This window comes from Hymenobacter qilianensis, from assembly GCF_014489555.1.
Taxonomy (GTDB): Bacteria; Bacteroidota; Bacteroidia; order Cytophagales; family Hymenobacteraceae; genus Hymenobacter; species Hymenobacter qilianensis.
The window spans coordinates 3239216-3256513 of the sequence record NZ_CP060784.1; the positions used below are offsets into that span (position 1 = coordinate 3239216).

General features: G+C 57.0%; 16 protein-coding genes and 1 pseudogene. 14 read left to right on the forward strand and 3 right to left on the reverse strand.

What is annotated here, in order from left to right; genetic code table 11:
- Nucleotides 1-30: 30 nt before the first annotated feature.
- The 8 genes from H9L05_RS23885 to H9L05_RS14855 all read left to right on the forward strand — a co-directional run bounded on the left by H9L05_RS23885 (nt 31) and on the right by H9L05_RS14855 (nt 7623).
- Nucleotides 31-351, forward strand: coding sequence for a carboxypeptidase-like regulatory domain-containing protein (locus tag H9L05_RS23885; protein ID WP_223284468.1), 321 nt, complete (start codon nt 31-33; stop codon nt 349-351).
- Nucleotides 237-1094: a TonB-dependent receptor plug domain-containing protein gene (locus tag H9L05_RS23890; RefSeq protein ID WP_223284469.1), complete on the forward strand. Its 858-nt coding sequence runs from the start codon at nt 237-239 to the stop codon at nt 1092-1094. Before H9L05_RS23885 ends, H9L05_RS23890 begins: the two co-directional genes overlap by 115 nt.
- Nucleotides 1048-1302, forward strand: coding sequence for a hypothetical protein (locus H9L05_RS23895; protein WP_223284470.1), 255 nt, complete (start codon nt 1048-1050; stop codon nt 1300-1302). The genes H9L05_RS23890 and H9L05_RS23895 overlap by 47 nt, the downstream gene beginning before the upstream one ends.
- Complete coding sequence (locus H9L05_RS23900; protein WP_223284471.1) at nt 1299-3041, forward strand: TonB-dependent receptor domain-containing protein; 1743 nt, start codon at nt 1299-1301, stop codon at nt 3039-3041. The genes H9L05_RS23895 and H9L05_RS23900 overlap by 4 nt, the downstream gene beginning before the upstream one ends.
- A gap of 38 nt (nt 3042-3079) precedes the next feature.
- On the forward strand, nt 3080-3211 hold the full coding sequence (locus H9L05_RS25135) for a hypothetical protein (RefSeq protein WP_262892541.1): 132 nt from the start codon (nt 3080-3082) through the stop codon (nt 3209-3211).
- Between the two features lie 227 nt (nt 3212-3438).
- Nucleotides 3439-4884, forward strand: coding sequence for a SusD/RagB family nutrient-binding outer membrane lipoprotein (locus H9L05_RS14845; RefSeq protein ID WP_187731614.1), 1446 nt, complete (start codon nt 3439-3441; stop codon nt 4882-4884).
- Between the two features lie 227 nt (nt 4885-5111).
- Nucleotides 5112-6614, forward strand: a complete 1503-nt coding sequence (locus H9L05_RS14850; RefSeq protein ID WP_187731615.1) for a calcineurin-like phosphoesterase C-terminal domain-containing protein — start codon at nt 5112-5114, stop codon at nt 6612-6614.
- Nucleotides 6615-6741: 127 nt separating this feature from the next.
- Complete coding sequence (locus H9L05_RS14855) at nt 6742-7623, forward strand: glycerophosphodiester phosphodiesterase (RefSeq protein ID WP_187731616.1); 882 nt, start codon at nt 6742-6744, stop codon at nt 7621-7623.
- Nucleotides 7624-7673: 50 nt separating this feature from the next.
- Here the strand turns inward: H9L05_RS14855 and H9L05_RS14860 are convergent, their stop codons facing one another.
- From H9L05_RS14860 to H9L05_RS14870, 3 genes are all read right to left on the reverse strand, one after another.
- Nucleotides 7674-8003, reverse strand: a complete 330-nt coding sequence (locus H9L05_RS14860; protein WP_187731617.1) for an STAS domain-containing protein — start codon at nt 8001-8003, stop codon at nt 7674-7676.
- 223 nt (nt 8004-8226) lie between these two features.
- Nucleotides 8227-8631, reverse strand: a complete 405-nt coding sequence (locus H9L05_RS14865) for a hypothetical protein (RefSeq protein WP_187731618.1) — start codon at nt 8629-8631, stop codon at nt 8227-8229.
- Between the two features lie 438 nt (nt 8632-9069).
- A complete protein-coding gene (locus tag H9L05_RS14870; RefSeq protein WP_187731619.1) occupies nt 9070-10086 on the reverse strand; it encodes a chemotaxis protein CheB in 1017 nt (338 codons plus the stop codon).
- A gap of 322 nt (nt 10087-10408) precedes the next feature.
- On the opposite strand from H9L05_RS14870, the gene H9L05_RS14875 reads away from it, so the two are divergent.
- The 6 genes and pseudogenes from H9L05_RS14875 to H9L05_RS14905 all read left to right on the forward strand — a co-directional run bounded on the left by H9L05_RS14875 (nt 10409) and on the right by H9L05_RS14905 (nt 17225).
- A complete protein-coding gene (locus H9L05_RS14875; protein ID WP_187731620.1) occupies nt 10409-10642 on the forward strand; it encodes a hypothetical protein in 234 nt (77 codons plus the stop codon).
- Nucleotides 10627-12113: pseudogene (locus H9L05_RS14880) on the forward strand (CheR family methyltransferase). Before H9L05_RS14875 ends, H9L05_RS14880 begins: the two are co-directional and overlap by 16 nt.
- The gene (locus H9L05_RS14890) at nt 12107-13444 is read left to right on the forward strand and encodes a PAS domain-containing protein (protein ID WP_187731622.1); all 1338 of its coding nucleotides are present in this window, start codon (nt 12107-12109) and stop codon (nt 13442-13444) included. Before H9L05_RS14880 ends, H9L05_RS14890 begins: the two are co-directional and overlap by 7 nt.
- A gap of 211 nt (nt 13445-13655) precedes the next feature.
- Nucleotides 13656-14459 carry a PAS domain-containing protein gene (locus H9L05_RS14895; protein WP_187731623.1) on the forward strand — a complete coding sequence of 268 codons (804 nt, stop codon included), beginning with the start codon at nt 13656-13658 and terminating at the stop codon, nt 14457-14459.
- A gap of 53 nt (nt 14460-14512) precedes the next feature.
- Nucleotides 14513-15625, forward strand: a complete 1113-nt coding sequence (locus H9L05_RS14900) for a sensor histidine kinase (protein ID WP_187731624.1) — start codon at nt 14513-14515, stop codon at nt 15623-15625.
- A 313-nt stretch (nt 15626-15938) separates the two neighbouring features.
- Nucleotides 15939-17225, forward strand: a complete 1287-nt coding sequence (locus H9L05_RS14905) for an LruC domain-containing protein (protein WP_187731625.1) — start codon at nt 15939-15941, stop codon at nt 17223-17225.
- Nucleotides 17226-17298 lie beyond the last annotated feature (73 nt).

The following is a 17298-nucleotide window of genomic DNA, read 5'->3' on the forward strand; positions in this document are numbered from 1 at the left end:
GTTTTGCGGCCACATCGATCAGGCAAAACTATGAAACACAATTACTTGGCTTCGCTGCTCAGGCTGTGCGCGGTCTTCGCGCTTCTCCTCTGGCACAGCGCCGCCCTAGCTCAGGGCCAACCCGTTACCGGCACCGTAACCGACGACAAGGGCGAAGGCCTGCCAGGCGCTACCGTCGTCGTGAAAGGCACCACCACCGGCACCTCCACCGACGTGGGGGCAAATTTGCTATTACGGTGGCCTCAGATGCTACGCTACAAGTTACTTACATCGGCTTTCTGGCCCAGGAAGTGCGCGTGGATGGCAAGTCGGAACTCAACGTGCGTCTGGCCCCCGACAGCCGGCAGCTGAACGAGGTAGTGGTAACGGCCCTCAATATCAAGCGCGAGCAGAAATCTCTGGGCTATGCAACCCAGACCATCAACGGCGATGCGCTGCTGGAAGCGCGGCCCAACAACTTCGCCCAGGCCTTATCGGGTAAAGTGGCGGGCCTGAATCTGATTTCGCCCGGTTCGGGGCCGGTCAACTCCACGCGTATTTCGCTGCGCGGTGATAACTCGCTGAACCCCAATGGCAACAATGCGCTCATCGTGCTTGATGGCGTGCCCCTGAACAGCGGCCTGACCAGCTCCGGCGTGGGCAGCGCCTACGGAGCCGGCTCCGGCAACGACGTGCCCGTGGACTTCGGCAACGGCATTGCCGACATCAACCCTGATGATATTGCCAGCATCACAGTGCTGAAAGGGGCCAGCGCCACGGCCCTCTACGGCAGCCGTGCCGCCAACGGTGCCCTCATTATCACCACCAAAACCGGCGCCCGCAAACCTAAAGGTCTCGGCGTGACGGTGAATACCAACTACAGCGTGAACACCGTGCTCCGGTGGCCCGACTTCCAGTACGAGTACGGTCAGGGCACGGGCGCTCCTTCAATGCGGCCGGCGAGCCATATTATTCCTACGGCGCTTCCCCCGACGGGGCCAGCACGGGCGGCACCAGCAGCGCCTTCGGCCCCGCTTCGAGGGGCAGGAGTATTTTCAGTACGACCCGGTGACGCAGGCCCAGTCGGCGGAGCGGCTGCTGTGGCGGCCTTATGAGGACAACGTGACGGGCTTTTTTCGCACGGGTTCCACGCTCACCAACAGCGTGGCCCTGGAAGGCGGCACCGAAACGACCTCGGCGCGGGCCTCCGTTACCCACTCCAAAAACGAGTGGATTATGCCCAACACCGGCTTCGAGCGCCTGACCGCCGCCCTGAGTTTGAACCACGCCGTGTCAGCTAAACTGAAGCTGGGGGCAAAGTGAACTTCACCAATCGCACCAGCGACAACCTGCCCGCCACTGGCTACAACAACCAGTCGATATCGTACTTCATGATTTTCCAGAACCCGAATGTGCCGCTCGACGCCTACCGCACCATCTGGAAAAACGGGCAGGAGCAGCTCGATCAGGTTCACCCGTTCAGCTCCTTCATCGACAATCCATATTTGATTGCCCAGGAGATGACCAACTCGGTGAACAACCGCACCACGGTCGGCAACCTGTCGGCCACCTACGAGTTTTCGCCCAAGTTCGACCTGCTGGTGCGCTCCGGCATTGCCATGACCCAGGAGGAGCGCGAGCAGCGCCGCCCTTACAGCACCGCCAACTTCCAGCGCGGCTACTATAAGCAGCAGGATATCAGCCAATACGAGGTAAACACCGACGCTCTGTTTACTTACTACGAGCCCCTGGGCGAGCACTTTGACGTGCGCGCCTCGGTGGGCGCCAACCGCATGGACCGCCGCTTCCGGGGCATCGACGGCGTGGTGCGCGACCTCGTGATTCCGGGCGTGTACAAGCTCACCAACGGCGTGAGCAGCCCGATTTTGTCGGCTACCACCACTGCCCGGCGCATCAATAGCGTGTACGCCCTGACCTCGTTTTCCTTCGACGACAAGATTTTTCTGGACCTGACCGGCCGCAACGACTGGTCGAGCACGCTGCCCAGCCAGAACAACTCTTTTTTCTACCCGTCAGTCAGCACCAGCTTTATTCTGAATGAGCTGCTGCCCATGCCCACGTCGATTTCGCTGGCTAAGCTGCGCCTGTCCGCCGCCCAGGTCGGCAACGATACGGAGCCCTACCGCACCCGCAAGTACTACGGCCGCAGCGACTTTCCCGGCGCGGGTTCTCTGCCCGCCACGCTCTACAACACGAACTTCAAGCCCGAAATCACGACCAGCTTCGAGGCGGGCGTGGAATACTTGATGTTTCAGGGCCGCATCGGTGCCGACGTGACAGTATACCAGAACACGACCCGCAACCAGATTCTGGAAGTGCCTCTCGACCCGACCACTGGCTACAGCCGGGCCGTGCTCAACGCCGGGGAGGTGCGCAACCGCGGCGTGGAAGTGGTGCTCAACGCGCGCCCCATCGACAACAGCGCCTTTAAGTGGCGCAACACCGTTACCTGGGCCCGCAACCGCAATAAGGTGCTGAGCTTAGCCGATGGCCTGGAAGATCAGCAGGTAATCGGGGCGGGTGGCACGGCCACGCTGCTGGCCACCGTGGGCGGCACCACCGGCGACATCTACGGCTTCGGCTTTGCGCGCAGCCCCGATGGGCAGATCATCTACAACAAGGACGGCCTGCCCGTGCAGCCGGCCGCTATCCAGTACATCGGGAGGGCCTTCGCCGACTGGAAGGGGGGCTTTCTGAACGAGTTCAGCTACAAGAATTTCCGGTTCAGCGTGCTGGTCGATGGGCAGTATGGAGGCCGCATCTACTCCCAGACCCACCACAAAATGATGGAGCAGGGCAAGCTCAAATCTACGCTGCCGGGCCGGGAAGAAGGCTTTATCATCGGCGACGGCGTAGTGCTGAACGCCGATGGCACCTACTCGCCCAATGAAACCAAGGTGATTCCGGCGGCCTACTACGCCGAGTACTACCGCCGCGCCAACATCGAGAGCAACTCCTTCGACGCGTCGTTTCTGAAGCTGCGCGAGATGCGGCTGGAGTTCAATTTGCCCCCGCGCTGCTGGCTCGCACCAAGGCTCTGACCGGGGCCACCATCGGCCTCTACGGCCGCGATCTGGCCATGTGGACCAAGTTCCCCATGTTTGACCCCGAGACGGCAGCCCTCAACGGCGGCACCATTCTGCCCGGCGTGGAAATTGGCCAGCTGCCCAGCACCCGCACCATGGGCGTGAACCTCACCTTACAGTTCTAGCGCTGGAAAATGCCCCCCAGACGGTCATGCCGCCGCTTTATTAGAACGTCATGCAGAGCATGTGGCGCATCAAACCAGGGACGAAGCATCTCGCTCGCGCCGGTAGAGTAGTAATCCGGCGTCAGCACGCGAGATGCTTCGTCCCTGGCTTGATGCGCCACATGCTCTGCATGACCGCCTGGAATACTTTCCATCATCATCCTTTCGGATCAGACATTCCTTCTCCTATGAAAAAATATATAGCTCTAGTAATCTTCGCTTTAGGTGGCAGCCTCGTTTCGTGTACCAAGGATTTTGATGAACTGAACCTCGACCCCAACCGCATCGAGCGCATCAGCCCTGGCACCCTGCTGAACCCCATTATTTACGAGCTAGCTGCCTTCAATACTGAGCGGGCCGACGCGTTTACCTTCGATATTATGCAGGTGGCGCTGCCGTTTCCGAGTGTGTCGGGGGGCGTGCACCGCTACGTGGTAAGCGAAAGCGCCGGCAACTCCACCTGGACGACGTACTACCGCCTGCTGGCTAATATCCGGGAGATGCGCCTTGCCGCCCAAGCCGCCCAGGACCCCAACTACGAGGCCATTGCCCTGACCCTGAACGCCTGGACCTACGCCAACCTCACCGACTGCTTCGGCGACGTGCCCATGACCCAGGCCAGCCAGGCCGAGGAAGGCGTGCTTTACCCCAAGTTCGACACTCAGCCCGAGATCTACGCCCAACTGCTCGCCGATCTGGAAACGGCCAATGGGATGTTCGACAAAAGCCGCACCATGCCCTACGGCAGCGACATTCTCTTCAACAACAACGTGGACGCCTGGCGGCGCTTCTGCAACTCATTGCGGATGCGCCTGCTGCTGCGCATCTCCAAGCGCACCGAAACCAACGCAACCACTCAGCTGGCGGCCATGATCAACGACCCCGCTACGTACCCCGTGTTTACTCAAAACAGTGAAGCGGCCATTCTGCGCATTACCGGCGTCACGCCCACGGTGTCGCCCTGGGGCCGGGCCGTCGATTTTACCACGTTCCGGGCTGCGGGGGGCTTTTTTATTGATAACCTGAATACTCTGGCCGACCCGCGTTTGGCTAAATTTAACAGTCAGGCCCGGTCGAGCGACGGGCGCACTACCATTGGTTACCGTGGCATTCCGAGCGCCTACGCCGGCAGCGACGCCCAGTTTCAGTACCAGCCTTCCAACTTCAATGTATCGTTGGTAACGGCCACAGTGGCGGCGCCCATGCCGCTGGTAATCTTGACCTACGCGGAGGTGGAGTTCATCAAGGCCGAAGCTGCGCAGCGCGGCTACACCACCGCCGATGCCCGCCTGCACTACGAGCGCGGCGTGAAGGCGGCGGTGGAGCAGTGGGGGGCAATTTTGCCGGCTACCTATTTCCAGAACCCCGCCGCAGCCTACAACGGCACGCTGGCGCGCATCATGCTGCAAAAGTATTACGCGCTGTTTTTCAACGATTACCAGCAGTGGTTCGAATACCGCCGCACGGGCCTGCCGGTGTTGCCTCGCGGCCAGGATTTGCAGAATGGCGGCGTGATGCCCGTGCGCTTTCGCTACCCGCTCATCGTGCAAACCAATAACGGCGACAACTACCGCGCCGCCGTGCAGGCCCAGGGCCCCGACGACGTGAACACTAAAGTGTGGTGGGAGAAGTAGGTCGATGTGACGCCTGCTACCACTAGTCCGTCATGCAGAGCGGTAGCGAAGCATCTCGCGTGTTTAGTAGAATTAGTAATCAGACGACCGAGAGCGAGATGCTTCGCTCTGCTCTGCATGACGTTCTTTTTAGGTTATGCAGACTGCCATAAATGCCCTAAAAAGCCCCCTAAAGGCCATTCTGAGGACGCCGATTTACCCTTCTCTAAGAATCAAACCATTACCGCATGTCACAACAACGCCGCACGTTTCTCAAAGCAATCGGCCTGGCCGGGCTGGGCACTACCCTGGACTGGACCCAGGCTGTAGCCCGCCCGAAGGCGCCTGTCCGCGCCGGCAAGGAAGTAAGCGCAGCTACACTCAGCGGCCGGGTGCACGCGGGCGGGCAGGGCCTGGCGGGCGTGGCCGTCACGGACGGCACCACCGTCACGCTCACCGATGCCAGGGGGCAGTACGAGCTGGAAAGCAGCGGCGCCACCGAGTTCGTGTACATCTCGGTGCCGCGCGGCTACGAGTTTCCGCAGGAGCAGGGCGTGGCCCGCTTCTACCGCCGCAAAGAGCCCGTGCGCGGCCGCTTCAAGGCCGATTTCGAGCTGCGCAAGCTCAGCCGAGACGATACCCAGCACAACTTCGTGGTATGGGCCGATCCGCAGATGATTTCCAAGGCCGATGCCGCCGAGTTCAAGGCTACCGCCGTCCCTGATACTCAAAAGCTCATTGCCAGCTACCCGGCCGGCACCCTCTTCCACGGCATCGGCTGCGGCGACCTGGTCTGGGACCATTTCGAGTTGTTTGAGGACTACCAGCAGGGCGTGGCTGCCACGGGCATCCCTTTTTTCCAGGTTATCGGCAACCACGACATGGACCTCACGGCCCGCACCGACGAAGGCTCGGCAGATACTTTTCGCAAGCTGTTCGGGCCCACGTACTACTCGTTTAATCGAGGCGAAATTCACTACGTAGTGCTCGACGACGTGTTTTTCATCGGCGCGGCCAAAAAGTACATCGGCTACCTCACTGAGCAGCAGCTGGCCTGGCTGGAGCAGGATTTGAGCTACGTGAAGCCCGGCTCAACCGTGGTGGTGAGCCTGCACATTCCGCCCACTACCCGCCAGCATTTGCGCAACAAGGAAAAGGAGGAGTCGATGGGCGGCTCGGTGGCCAACCGCCGCGAGCTATACCGGTTGCTCAAGCCTTTCAAAACCCATATTATGTCGGGCCACACCCACTTCAACGAAACCCTCGTGACCGAGCAGAACGTGGTGGAGCACGTGCACGGCACCATCTGCGGGGCCTGGTGGACGGGCCCCATCTGCACCGACGGCACGCCCGCCGGCTACGGCGTGTACGAGGCGCGCGGCGGCGAGCTGAAGTGGTACTACAAAGCCATCGGGCAGGAGCGTACCCACCAGTTTCGCATGTACCCAAAAGGCAGCCTACCCGAGCGCCCCGAGGCCGTAGTGGTGAACGTCTGGAACTGGGACCCGGCCTGGAAAGTGGTGTGGTTTGAAGACGGGGTGCGCCGCGGCGACATGGAGCAATACACCGGCCTCGATCCGTTGTCGGTGCAGCTGCACGCGGGCCCGGCGCTGCCTGCCAAGCACAAATGGGTTGACCCCACGCTGACCGAGCATTTGTTTGTGGCCAACGTAACGGGCGCGGCGCGGGAAATGCGGGTGGAAGTCACCGACCGGTTTGGGCAAGTATACTCGGATACGCTGTCGGCCTAAAGCTACTGAGCCCTCCGCCTGCTGGTGCCCAAGCGCTGCCGGGGGGCTTTTTTGCGCCCTTCATCACACCGGAAAACGCAGCCGGTAGGGTGGGGGGCTTTTTTTGAATTCGCGTATGTTTACCCCGATGCTACGAACTATCCTTTCCTTGCTGATTGCCGCTTTCACGACGCTCGGCGCTTCGGCCCAGCGCCCGCCAATCGATTGGCAGGGCCACCGCGGCTGCCGCGGGCTGATGCCCGAAAATACCATTCCGGCCATGCGCAAGGCCCTTGATCTGGGCGTGACGACCCTGGAAATGGACGTGGTCATCAGCCAAGACCGGCAGGTGCTGCTTTCCCACGACCCTTACCTGAACGCCGATTTTGTGCGCACGCCGCAGGGTCAGCCCCTCAGTAAAGCCCAAGAGAAAAGCCTGCGCCTGTACGCCATGCCCTACGCCGACATCCGACGCTATGACGTGGGCAGCCAGGGCAACGCCAAGTTTCCGCGCCAGCAGAAGCTGCGCACCTACAAGCCCCTGCTGGCCGAAGTCATCGACTCGGCTGAGGCGTATGCGAAACGCAAAGGGCGGCCCGCGCCGCGCTACAACATCGAAACGAAAATGGCCCCCACCGGCGACGGCACCCTTCATCCGGCTCCCGCCGAGTTTGTGCAGCTCCTGCTGGCCGTCATCAACGCCAAAGGCATTCAGGACCGGGTTACGATTCAGTCCTTCGACCCGCGGGCTCTGGAGGAATTGCACCGGCTGCGCCCCGCGCTGCCGACGGCTTTGCTGGTAGATAACACCTCGGGCCTTGCGGCCAACTTGCAGCGCCTGAGCTTCCGGCCCACGCTGTATAGCCCCCATTACCGGCTGGTAACCAGCAACCTGGTGAAGGCCTGCCAGCAGCAAGGAATAAAGATTGTTCCCTGGACCGTGAATACGGCCGCCGAGATTGAGCGGCTGCTCCAGCTCGGCGTAGACGGCATCATCACGGATTACCCCGATTTACGAACTGGCCAGTAAGGAGGGTATGCTTAAGGACAGCACATTTGGCCAATCATCTTTTGCCGGACTCAGGCAGTGGCCGTCCAGCGGTTTGCTTCGTCGCTACGCTTGTTTGAAGGCTTGAGCACTTCAAAAACGGTATCCAGCCGGAGAAGATGCAGGACGCGGAATAGGGTAGGGCTCACGTTATAGAGCTGCACTTTGCCTCCACCTTGGTGCAATAGAAGCAATTGGGAAGCAAGGTGCGCCACGCCGTGTGTACGCAGGCAAGCAAGGTGCTCACAGTTGACGTGCAAGCGGGGCTCGCGCATGGTGGCAACGCGTACGAGGGTGCGGCCAAAATGCGCCGGATTGCTCGGATCAATGGTCAGCTTGACTGCGCGAGGAATCCAAGTCATGTGCCGAGAAGAGTGCGCTTGCATGAGTGGCTGGAATAAGGGGAGAGAATGAATAATTACTAGGTGCAGAGTTAGATACGGTAATAGGGCATGAAACAAATCTAAGCAGAACCGCTCCTGTTTATTACCGTAAAATCACGCATTTTCAACCCCCGTATTTCTAACTGCTCACTACGTAAGTGTGTACAGAGCGCCGCTCAATCTATTAACCAAATGCCGTTCCTCACTGCTTCAGCGTGATAGTGTGCGGCATGGAATGCCCCAGGCTAAACCGCCAGATGTGACTGTTAGAACTCAGACGGGCCAGGGTAAAATCGCCCTCCAGGCGGTGGCCATGCAGGTGCAGGAGCAAGTGCCCCGCTTCGATGTGGTGGCGCAAGGCTTCAGTTGGGTTTTCTTCCGACGCCTGGGTTATCGTACACTCGCCTGTATCTACCTCAACTTCGGGTAGGGATGCCGAATCGGATGCTTCACATAAATAGTAATAAGGAACCTCGATAAGTAAGCGCTGAGCGGGGCCCGGCAGCACCCAATGCATCAGCTGGCGCGTAGGCGAACACAGCGCCATGTGCTGAAAAACAGCACCTTCTGCTGCTTGTCGCAAAACAAACCGGAGTGGGAAGGACATAACCTGGGTAGTATTCTGTGCAAATGGGGCCGTATAGAAGTAAGAATTAAGCTAAATCCAGACGAGCTGTAAGTGGCCACTAAACCGAATTTAGCGTGCTCATGCAGTGGAGCAGTGAGGACTGCCCCACCGATGAGGAGCGACGGAGAGCAGAGGTAGCCCAAACGGCTACTTCAGTGGCGTTGCCCGGCAAAGTCAGAGGATTATACTCCCCGGCCGCAGTTCTTCACATTCCGAGCAGCCCACTCGCTTTCTTTAACGCCATTCAGGCCCACAAATACACTTGCATCATACGGAAAAACCATGGCGCGAACACGTAATTAGGCAAACGTATTTTTCGGACCTGCTCGTAGTTTATACGGATTGCTTAACACCCAAAAAGCCCCCTAGATAATCCTCTGGGGGCTTTTTTGGCTGAATTATGCAGTAGCCGTCCGGCTAGCTTTGCTCTTCCTCCGGAGCCGTCACGGCAGTGCTGCTTTTCACGCCGTTGAGCAAAAACTCACGCAGGCGGTTGATATGACCCTTTATTTCCTCAATACGCTCTTCCTGCTGCACCGAATACAAGCCTTCGCCCCGGCTGGCCATGCTTGTAAGCAGGTTTTTGCGCTCCTCCATCATGCGCAGCGCTACCCACAGGGTTTCCTCAAGGCTGTGCTGGCTGCTTTTGAGCAGTGCATCGGCGGTGAAAGCGTGGCCCGTGTGGCAGCGGTAGCGCAGGAGCTTACCATGCTTTAGCTCAAATAAGGCCCCACCACAGTCGGGGCAGGTCATTGTGCTGGGAGTACCCAAGCGCAGTACTTCATCCATAGTTCCCACAACTCTTTCCGCAATAGCGGCCTCCAGTTTAATATCATCTGGCACATTGCTATTGCCCGAGGACGGTATTTGTACCAATCTTGTCAGCAAGTCGCCCATGCGTGATATGGGCAGTACATAGTCGATGGGAACGTTGCTGAGCGCACTTTCAGGCATGCTCGGAAACTCCGCCTCGTTGGGGTCCTGCACCACGGCCAAGCCGCCAGCGCGCTTAATCAGCTCTAAGCCAGCGGTGCCGTCGTGGAGCATGCCCGTGAGCACCACTCCAATTACGGCCGTACCGTAGTACGCCGCGGCCGAGCGAAACAGGGCGTCGGCGGCGGGGCGGTAGTGGTTTTCGCGGGGGCCTTTGGTCACGAGCAGATGGCCGTCTTTCACCAGCAGATGGCGGTCGGGTGGAGCTAGGTACACAGTGCCGGGCTCAATGGGGTCGCCATCATTGGGTAGGCGACAACTAAGGCCTGTGTGACGCGACAGGCGCTCTACCAGATGCCAGCCCAGCGAATCGGGGGCAAAATGCTGCACAATCAGCACGGCAGCCGGCAAAGAGTCAGGCAGTTGCTCAACCAGGCGGCACAGAGCTGGCATTCCGCCGGCTGAGGCGCCAATCACGATAAGATGAGAGGGACTTTTCACAGAGGAAGAACGAAAAAGCAGCGTTACTGCGCCGAAGATTTACTTTAAGGTACGAGGTATGAAGTATTTAGTCGGTTGCTGAGTTTAAAAATGAAATCACTAGGCTACATACACAGTGATTCAAGCTGGTAGTTGGTCTTATCAAAAGAGGCAAGCAGCAAACACGGTTTTACTCGTCAAACATTCCTAAAAACAGGAGAGAAATGACCAAGCTGCTTGAGTCGATTAGTATAAACTTGACACTATTCATCGGCTTAGGAAAACCGTAACTTTACCTTAGTATACCTTTGGCCTTGCCCAAGCAACGCCCACTATCCTTAGTATGGATTCTCTTCAAGACGACCACGCCAGCGAGCCCGGCATTATTGTTAACTCCCACGACCTGGCTCAAATACCGGCTAACGTAACGCCGGATCAGTTGCGGCGCGCGGGTAGCCAGGAAAACCCGGCCGAGAAGTTCACTATTGTGGCGTTGGGCGGCTCGGCGGGCTCGCTGAATGCGTTTGAGCGGTTCTTCAAAAATATGCCCCCGACAGCGGCATGGCCTTCGTGGTAGTAACGCACCTCTCGCCGGAGCAGGAAGGAACGCTGGCGCAGGTGTTGCAGCAGTACACGCCCATGCCCGTGCACGAAGTCACCGATGGGATGAGAGTGCGGCCCAATCAGGTGTATGTGATTCCGCCCAACAAGGATATGAGCTTGTTGCACGGCACGCTGCTGCTGTTTGCGCCTACTCAGGCGCGGGGTAAGCGCATGCCCATCGACTTCTTTTTTCAGAGCCTGGCTAAAGATTCGCGCGAGCGGGCCGTGTGCATTATCTGCTCGGGCATGGGCTCTGATGGCACCATTGGGCTGAAGATGATCATGGAAAACTTCGGGATGGTGATGGTGCAGTCGCCCGAAACGGCTGAGTACGACTCCATGCCGCGCTCGGCCATCGCCACCGAGTTTGTCGACTACGTGCTGCCCGCCGAGCAACTGCCGGCCAAGCTGCTCGAATACGTAAACAAGCCCCTGACCAGCCGGCCCCAGCGCGAGTCGGCCGAGTCGGCGGCCAAGCCGGCCCACGCCCTCCAGAAAATCTTCCTGCTCATCCGGGCCCATACCGGCCACGACTTTTCCTACTATAAGCGCAACACGGTAATGCGGCGCATTGAGCGGCGCATGAACTCTCACCAAATCAAGGACTTCACCCATTACGTGCGCTATTTGCAGGAAAACGTATCGGAAGTGGAAGCGCTGTTTAAAGAGCTGCTCATCGGCGTAACCAAGTTTTTCCGCGATGCGGAAGCCTTTGAGTCGTTCAAACAACACTTACTGCCGCTGCTGCGCACGAAGCCCGAGGGCAGCACGGTGCGGGCCTGGGCACCGGGCTGCTCTACTGGCGAGGAAGCGTATTCGTTGGCGATTACGCTGCTCGAATGCCTCGAAAATATTGCGCCCGGCCGCTACCTGAAAGTTCAGATTTTTGCCACCGACATCAACACAGACGGCATCGAGTATGCTCGCGCGGGCCTTTACCCCGACAACATCGTGGCCGACGTGAGCCCCGAGCGGCTGCGGCGCTACTTTACTAAGGTGGAAGGCGGCTATCAGATACGGAAGGACGTACGCGACCTGGTCGTATTTGCCCCCACAACATCAACAAGGATGCGCCCTTCACCAAGCTCGACGTGCTGGTGTGCCGCAACCTGCTGATTTACTTGTCGTCGGAGCTACAGCGCACCCTGCTGCCGGTATTCCACTATTCTCTCAACCCCGGCGGAATCCTGTTTTTGGGGCCCAGCGAAAACCTGACCGGCTTCCAGGATTTATTTGCCCCCCTGGATATAAAGTGGAAGATTTCGCGGCGCCTGGAAGGAACGGCCACGATGCCGCGCCTCCTCAATTTTCCGTCGGGTTTGCTGGTGCCCACGCCGCACAGTGCACCCATCAGCTCGCGGCTGGAACAGATCCGCAAAGACGGCCCCTTCGCTACGCTGGTTCAGAAAGCACTGCTGCACTATTTTGCCCCCCGGCCGTGGTGATTAACCCAAAGGGCGAAATCCTGTATGTGAATGGGCGCACAGGCCGCTTCCTGGAGCCGGCACCCGGCCTGAGCAACCTGAATATCTTCGAGATGGTGCGCGGGGAACTGCGCTATGAGCTGAGCGCCTCCATTCATCAGGCTAACACCAACCACAAGGATGTAGTGGTGGAGGATGTGAAGCTGGCCACCGAAGGCGGCTTTCAGCTGCTGCGTCTCAGTGTCAGGCATTTAGCCGAGCCCGAGCACTTGCAGGGGCTGCTGCTGGTGTCGTTTGAGGAGCAGCCCACCCCCCGCAGAGTGCGCAAGGGCAAGTCCGGCATTCAGGGCGAAGAATTGGGCCGCGACGCGGTGGTGGCGGCCCTGGAAAAGGAGCTGCAATACACCAAGCTACGCCTGCAAACCACCATTGAGGAAATGGATAGCAGTGTGGAAGAGCTGAAAAGCACCAACGAGGAGCTGCAAAGCGCCAACGAGGAGCTGCAAAGCACCAACGAGGAGGCCATGACCAATAAGGAGGAAATGCAGAGCATGAACGAGGAGCTGCTGACCCTAAATATGCAGTACGTGAGCCGGACGGAGGAGCTAACTCAGTCGGCCAACGACATGAAAAACCTGCTCGATGCCACTCAAATCGCTACTGTATTTCTTGATAATGATCTTGTAATCAAGCGTTTTACGCCGCCGGTAGGCCGCATTTTTAAGCTGGTGCCTTCGGACGTGGGACGCCCCATCACCGACTTTGCCAATACGCTACGCTACGACCACCTGGCCCGCGATGTGCAGCAGGTAATCGACCGCTTGGTGAGTACTGAGACCAACATCCAGACCACTACCGGCGAGTGGTACGCCATGCGCATTCTGCCCTATCGCACCCTCGATAACTATATCAATGGGGCCGTCATCACCTTCAATGACGTAACCCAACTCAAACATTTGGAAGAAAAGCTGCAGGCCAGCACCAGCTTTGCCGAGAGCATTATCGAGACGGTGCGGGAGCCCATGCTCGTGCTCAACAACGACTTGCGCATCCTTACCATTAGCCAGGCCTTCGCCAAGCGATATAATCTGAATATTGCCGACGTCAAAAACCAACTCCTCATCGAGCTGAACGGCGGCGCCTGGAACGTACCCGCGCTGCATACGCTGTTGCTGAATTTGGTAAGCGATAAGAAGGAAGAGTTTGACGAAGTGCCCCTGGAAATAAAGCTGCCCCAACTGGGCGTCCGCCAGGTGCTCGTGTATGGCCGGCGCCTGCTCAACCACGGCTCGGAAATGGATTGTTTGCTGCTAGGAGTAAGCGACGATAGCAGCAACGCGCCAGCGCAGTAACTGTTACCACTTAAAAGACCAATACGATTACTTTACTTTGGCTTGTCTGTTACAAAAAAGCCCCCCACCATGCTACCATATTTGCTACTTTGCGTACCACAATAACAGTTCAGCGAAAAGGCCGGCAATAATAGACTGGGGGCTTTTTTGAGCGCTAAAGCGCTCTGCTTTTTGCTTTTGAGAATTAGGTCTATTTAATTCCTTTTGCGCTATGAACGACGAGCACCTGCATTCCGTGCACCAAGCTTTGCAGCAGCTACGCGACCGCGCCGAAATGCGCCAGCATCTGGTAACGCAAAGTGTAAGTGATGCCGTGCCGCCCGATATGCGGCGCCTCGTGCAGGAGCTGCAAGTGCACCAGATAGAACTAGAAATGCAGTACGAGGAGCTGCTGTTGACGCAAGCCTCGGCCGAAGCTGCTACCAGGCAATACATTGATCTCTATGACTTTGCGCCCGTTGGCTACTTTACGCTCACCGCGGATGGCCTGATTCAACAGCTCAATCTGCGGGCGGCACAGCTACTAGGCACGGTGCGTCAGCGCCTGCAAGACCGGCGCTTTGCCCTGTTCGTGACGATGGAATGCCGGTCTAAGTTTCTGGAGTTTCTGGTCAAAACCATGAGCTCTGACTCGCGCCATACCTGTGAGCTGGATATGTTGCGGGAGGATGGCTCGCACTTCTTCGCCCGGCTGGAGGGCCTGGCTATGCTGTCGGCGGCGGGGATAAAGTGCTGCCGTCTGGCAGTCATCGATATGACCGAGTCGAAGGAGGCCAGCCGGGCGCTGGAGGCCAGCGAGGCCCGTTTTCGGCTGCTGTTTGAGCAAAGCCGCGATGCCACCCTGCTCATCCAGGACAATTATATTATTGATTGCAACGACTCAGCCCTGAAGCTCTTTAACATTCATTACAAAGGCGAGCTACAGGGCCAGCACATCACGATTTTTGCCCCCCTACGCAGCCCAATGGCAAACCCTCTGCGGAGGCCGCCGCTGCTCACACCGCCGAGGCCTTAAGCAAAGGTTGGAGCCGGTTTGAGTGGCTGATGGTTGGGCCGAATGAGGAGGAAATGTGGGCAGAAATCTCCCTAACTTCCTTCTCGCTGGATGGGCAATCGATACTGCACTCCGTAGTGCGCGACATTACCGTTCAGCGGGGCGCGCGCGAGCAGCTGCGCCGGGAGAAAGAGTTCTCTGAAAGCCTGCTCGATAATAGCGTCGATGGCATTATAGCCTTCGACGCCCAGCATCGGGTCACGGCCTGGAACCAGGTGATGGAGCAGAACACTCACAAAACCGAAGCCGAGGTGCTGGGTAAGGATATATTTGACCTGTTTCCGCGCCACCGCGAAGGACTCGAAGGAGAAGCCGTATGCAGGGTGCTGGCGGGTGAGCGCGTCACGCACTACAATCTGAAGCTGTATGGGCGCCCCGGCCACTTTGAGTCCTATTTTGTGCCCCTGCTGAATACTGAGGCCGAAGTAGAAGGAGGCCTGGTGCTGATTCGCGACGTGACCGAGCGCGTCCGGCTGGCCGAAGAGGCTACCCAGCTGAAGCTGCGCCAGCAGCAGGAGGTGCATTCTGCCATCCTCACCACCCAGGAAGAAGAGCGCAAGCGCATCGCGGAAGCCTTACACAACGGCGTTGGACAGCTGCTTTATGCTACCAAGCTAAATCTGGAAAACCGCGCGGGGGGCAATTCTTCCCGCGTGTCGGCGCTGGCCTTGCTGGAAGAAGCCATCAAAGCCACGCGCACCATCTCGTTTGAGCTGACGCCCGGCATACTCCAGGATTTTGGCTTGAAATCGGCGCTGGAGGAGCTGGTAAAACGCATTCCGCACGCGGGTTTGCACGTGCATCTGTATATGAAAGGCGACTTCGATAAATTGCCTCAGCAGCTCGAAGTATCGGTGTATCGTATTGTGCAGGAGCTGCTTAACAACATTATCAAGCACGCAAAAGCCCGCGAAACCTTTGTGCACGTAGTACATGAAGACGGCCACATATTCATATCCGTGGAAGATGATGGCCAAGGCTTCGAACCTGCTCAGGCAAAGGCCAAACACTCCGGTATCGGCCTCACCAGCATCCGCAACCGAGTCGATCTGCTGGCGGGCACCCTCTCTATAGACTCCCGCCCCGGCCGTGGTACTATAGTGAGTATTGAGCTGCGGGTAAAGTAAATGTAATAGTAGATAAGCAAGCAGCGCCGGCACTATGCTTTCAGCATGGTGCCGGCGCTGCTTGCTATTAGTGACTTCGGTAAAGCAGCCGAGCAATTAAGCTCGTGCGGAATGAGATTTCTACCCTTTGGGTAAAACAGACGAAGAACCCCAATTCTTCCGTCGTCTAAACTGCATAGTAGCTAATTGAATAAATTGTCTTTAATATAAATAATACAAGTATGATTATGTCTTTAATTATTATTAGTTAAAAAATTTATAAATTAGATTATAGGAAATTACATGATCTACCACCCTCTAAACCCTTGCAGCCATGAGAACTCAACCTCTACAGCAGAAGCTAACCTGGCTATTTTCGGTTGTAGCGCTGATGCTGACCTTCCAAAGTTGTTCGGATAAAGAAAACATTGCATCTCCTCGCACAACCAGCCAAGCGAGCACCCAGGACGTTGTTCTTCCTCCAGCCTGTCAGTCAGTATGTCTGGTAGCAGGTCAGCACAATCAAGTTGGAACAGTGGACGTGGCGATGGATGGTGGTGACGTATTGGTGACGTATAATCTGACGGCACCCGGTGTTACTCTCAAAGAGATACATCTGGATGTATTTACCAGTCTGCAAGAATTAAGAGATGAAAAGAAACTGAGCAATGGGGGAGCAATACCTGGCAAATTTACTTACAAACAGTCATTTAAGACTGGCGTAACATCTTATACCGTAAGAATTCCTGCCGCGCAGGTTCCAGACATTAACTGCTTTTTCATAGCATCACATGCTGCTCTTTCCAATGGCGAAACAGCTTGGGGTGGTGTATGCGACAACACAAGCAAAGGCGTGTCCTTAGCCAATGCCAACCAGTTCCCAGGTAATAATTGGTCAGTCTATTTCGAGTTCTGCAAGAGCAGATGCAGCCAAGAGATCGACTTCACGTATGCTTGGGAGGACATTAACAACACCAGCCCCGACCAAAACGACCGTGATTACAATGATTTGGTAGTACAATCAGATGTAATAAAAACTCCTACTCAGCTGATCATTAATTTCTTGGCAACAGCTAGAGGCGCTGCTTATGATCATAAGTTCAGCTTTAGGATTCCAATGGCAGGAATAACTAGTATTTCAGGGTCGCCTAGCGTTACGAATGACGGTACTTATTACTATGTCACCGTTTTCGAGAGCACGAAGGCAGCATTACCTGGCACGGGAACCGATGGATTTGCTAATACGGTGCAAGGTGAGCCATGCGTTCCTTTCGCTACAGAACAAATAACGCTCAATATCAACAGCGAATTCTCCTACAACCCCAGCGAGCCTTACGAACCTTATATTACGGTTTATCCATCTGGCTCCGTGAATGTTGGCTCTTCCTATGACTTATACATTTGGGAGGTTTCGAACAGGGATACCTATACTGTTGGAGGGAAGGTGTATCCAAATGGCATCCTGATTTCTGATGACTGGAGATGGCCTCTGGAAAGAGTTTCGGTTAATAATCCCTACTCTAGTTTCACCAGCATAACAGATGGATTCACCTACGGCTGGTTCAACTCCCCAGACCCTGGTTATGAGGCTGAAACGTTCAACAAAGCTACTTGCCTATAATGCGTGCTAAGTATCAGGCGTAAGCACGCCTGAGCATCAAAAAAGCCCCCAGACGGATGTCTGGGGGGCTTTT

Excerpts from the sequence above, each read along its gene's own strand:
- H9L05_RS23885 (WP_223284468.1), top strand. The coding sequence starts at position 31 with ATGAAACACAATTACTTGGCTTCGCTGCTCAGGCTGTGCGCGGTCTTC.
- H9L05_RS25135 (WP_262892541.1), top strand. The coding sequence starts at position 3,080 with ATGTGGACCAAGTTCCCCATGTTTGACCCCGAGACGGCAGCCCTCAAC.
- H9L05_RS14845 (WP_187731614.1), top strand. The coding sequence starts at position 3,439 with ATGAAAAAATATATAGCTCTAGTAATCTTCGCTTTAGGTGGCAGCCTC.
- H9L05_RS14850 (WP_187731615.1), top strand. The coding sequence starts at position 5,112 with ATGTCACAACAACGCCGCACGTTTCTCAAAGCAATCGGCCTGGCCGGG.
- H9L05_RS14855 (WP_187731616.1), top strand. The coding sequence starts at position 6,742 with ATGCTACGAACTATCCTTTCCTTGCTGATTGCCGCTTTCACGACGCTC.
- H9L05_RS14860 (WP_187731617.1), bottom strand. The coding sequence starts at position 8,003 with ATGACTTGGATTCCTCGCGCAGTCAAGCTGACCATTGATCCGAGCAAT.
- H9L05_RS14865 (WP_187731618.1), bottom strand. The coding sequence starts at position 8,631 with ATGTCCTTCCCACTCCGGTTTGTTTTGCGACAAGCAGCAGAAGGTGCT.
- H9L05_RS14875 (WP_187731620.1), top strand. The coding sequence starts at position 10,409 with ATGGATTCTCTTCAAGACGACCACGCCAGCGAGCCCGGCATTATTGTT.
- H9L05_RS14895 (WP_187731623.1), top strand. The coding sequence starts at position 13,656 with ATGAACGACGAGCACCTGCATTCCGTGCACCAAGCTTTGCAGCAGCTA.
- H9L05_RS14900 (WP_187731624.1), top strand. The coding sequence starts at position 14,513 with ATGTGGGCAGAAATCTCCCTAACTTCCTTCTCGCTGGATGGGCAATCG.
- H9L05_RS14905 (WP_187731625.1), top strand. The coding sequence starts at position 15,939 with ATGAGAACTCAACCTCTACAGCAGAAGCTAACCTGGCTATTTTCGGTT.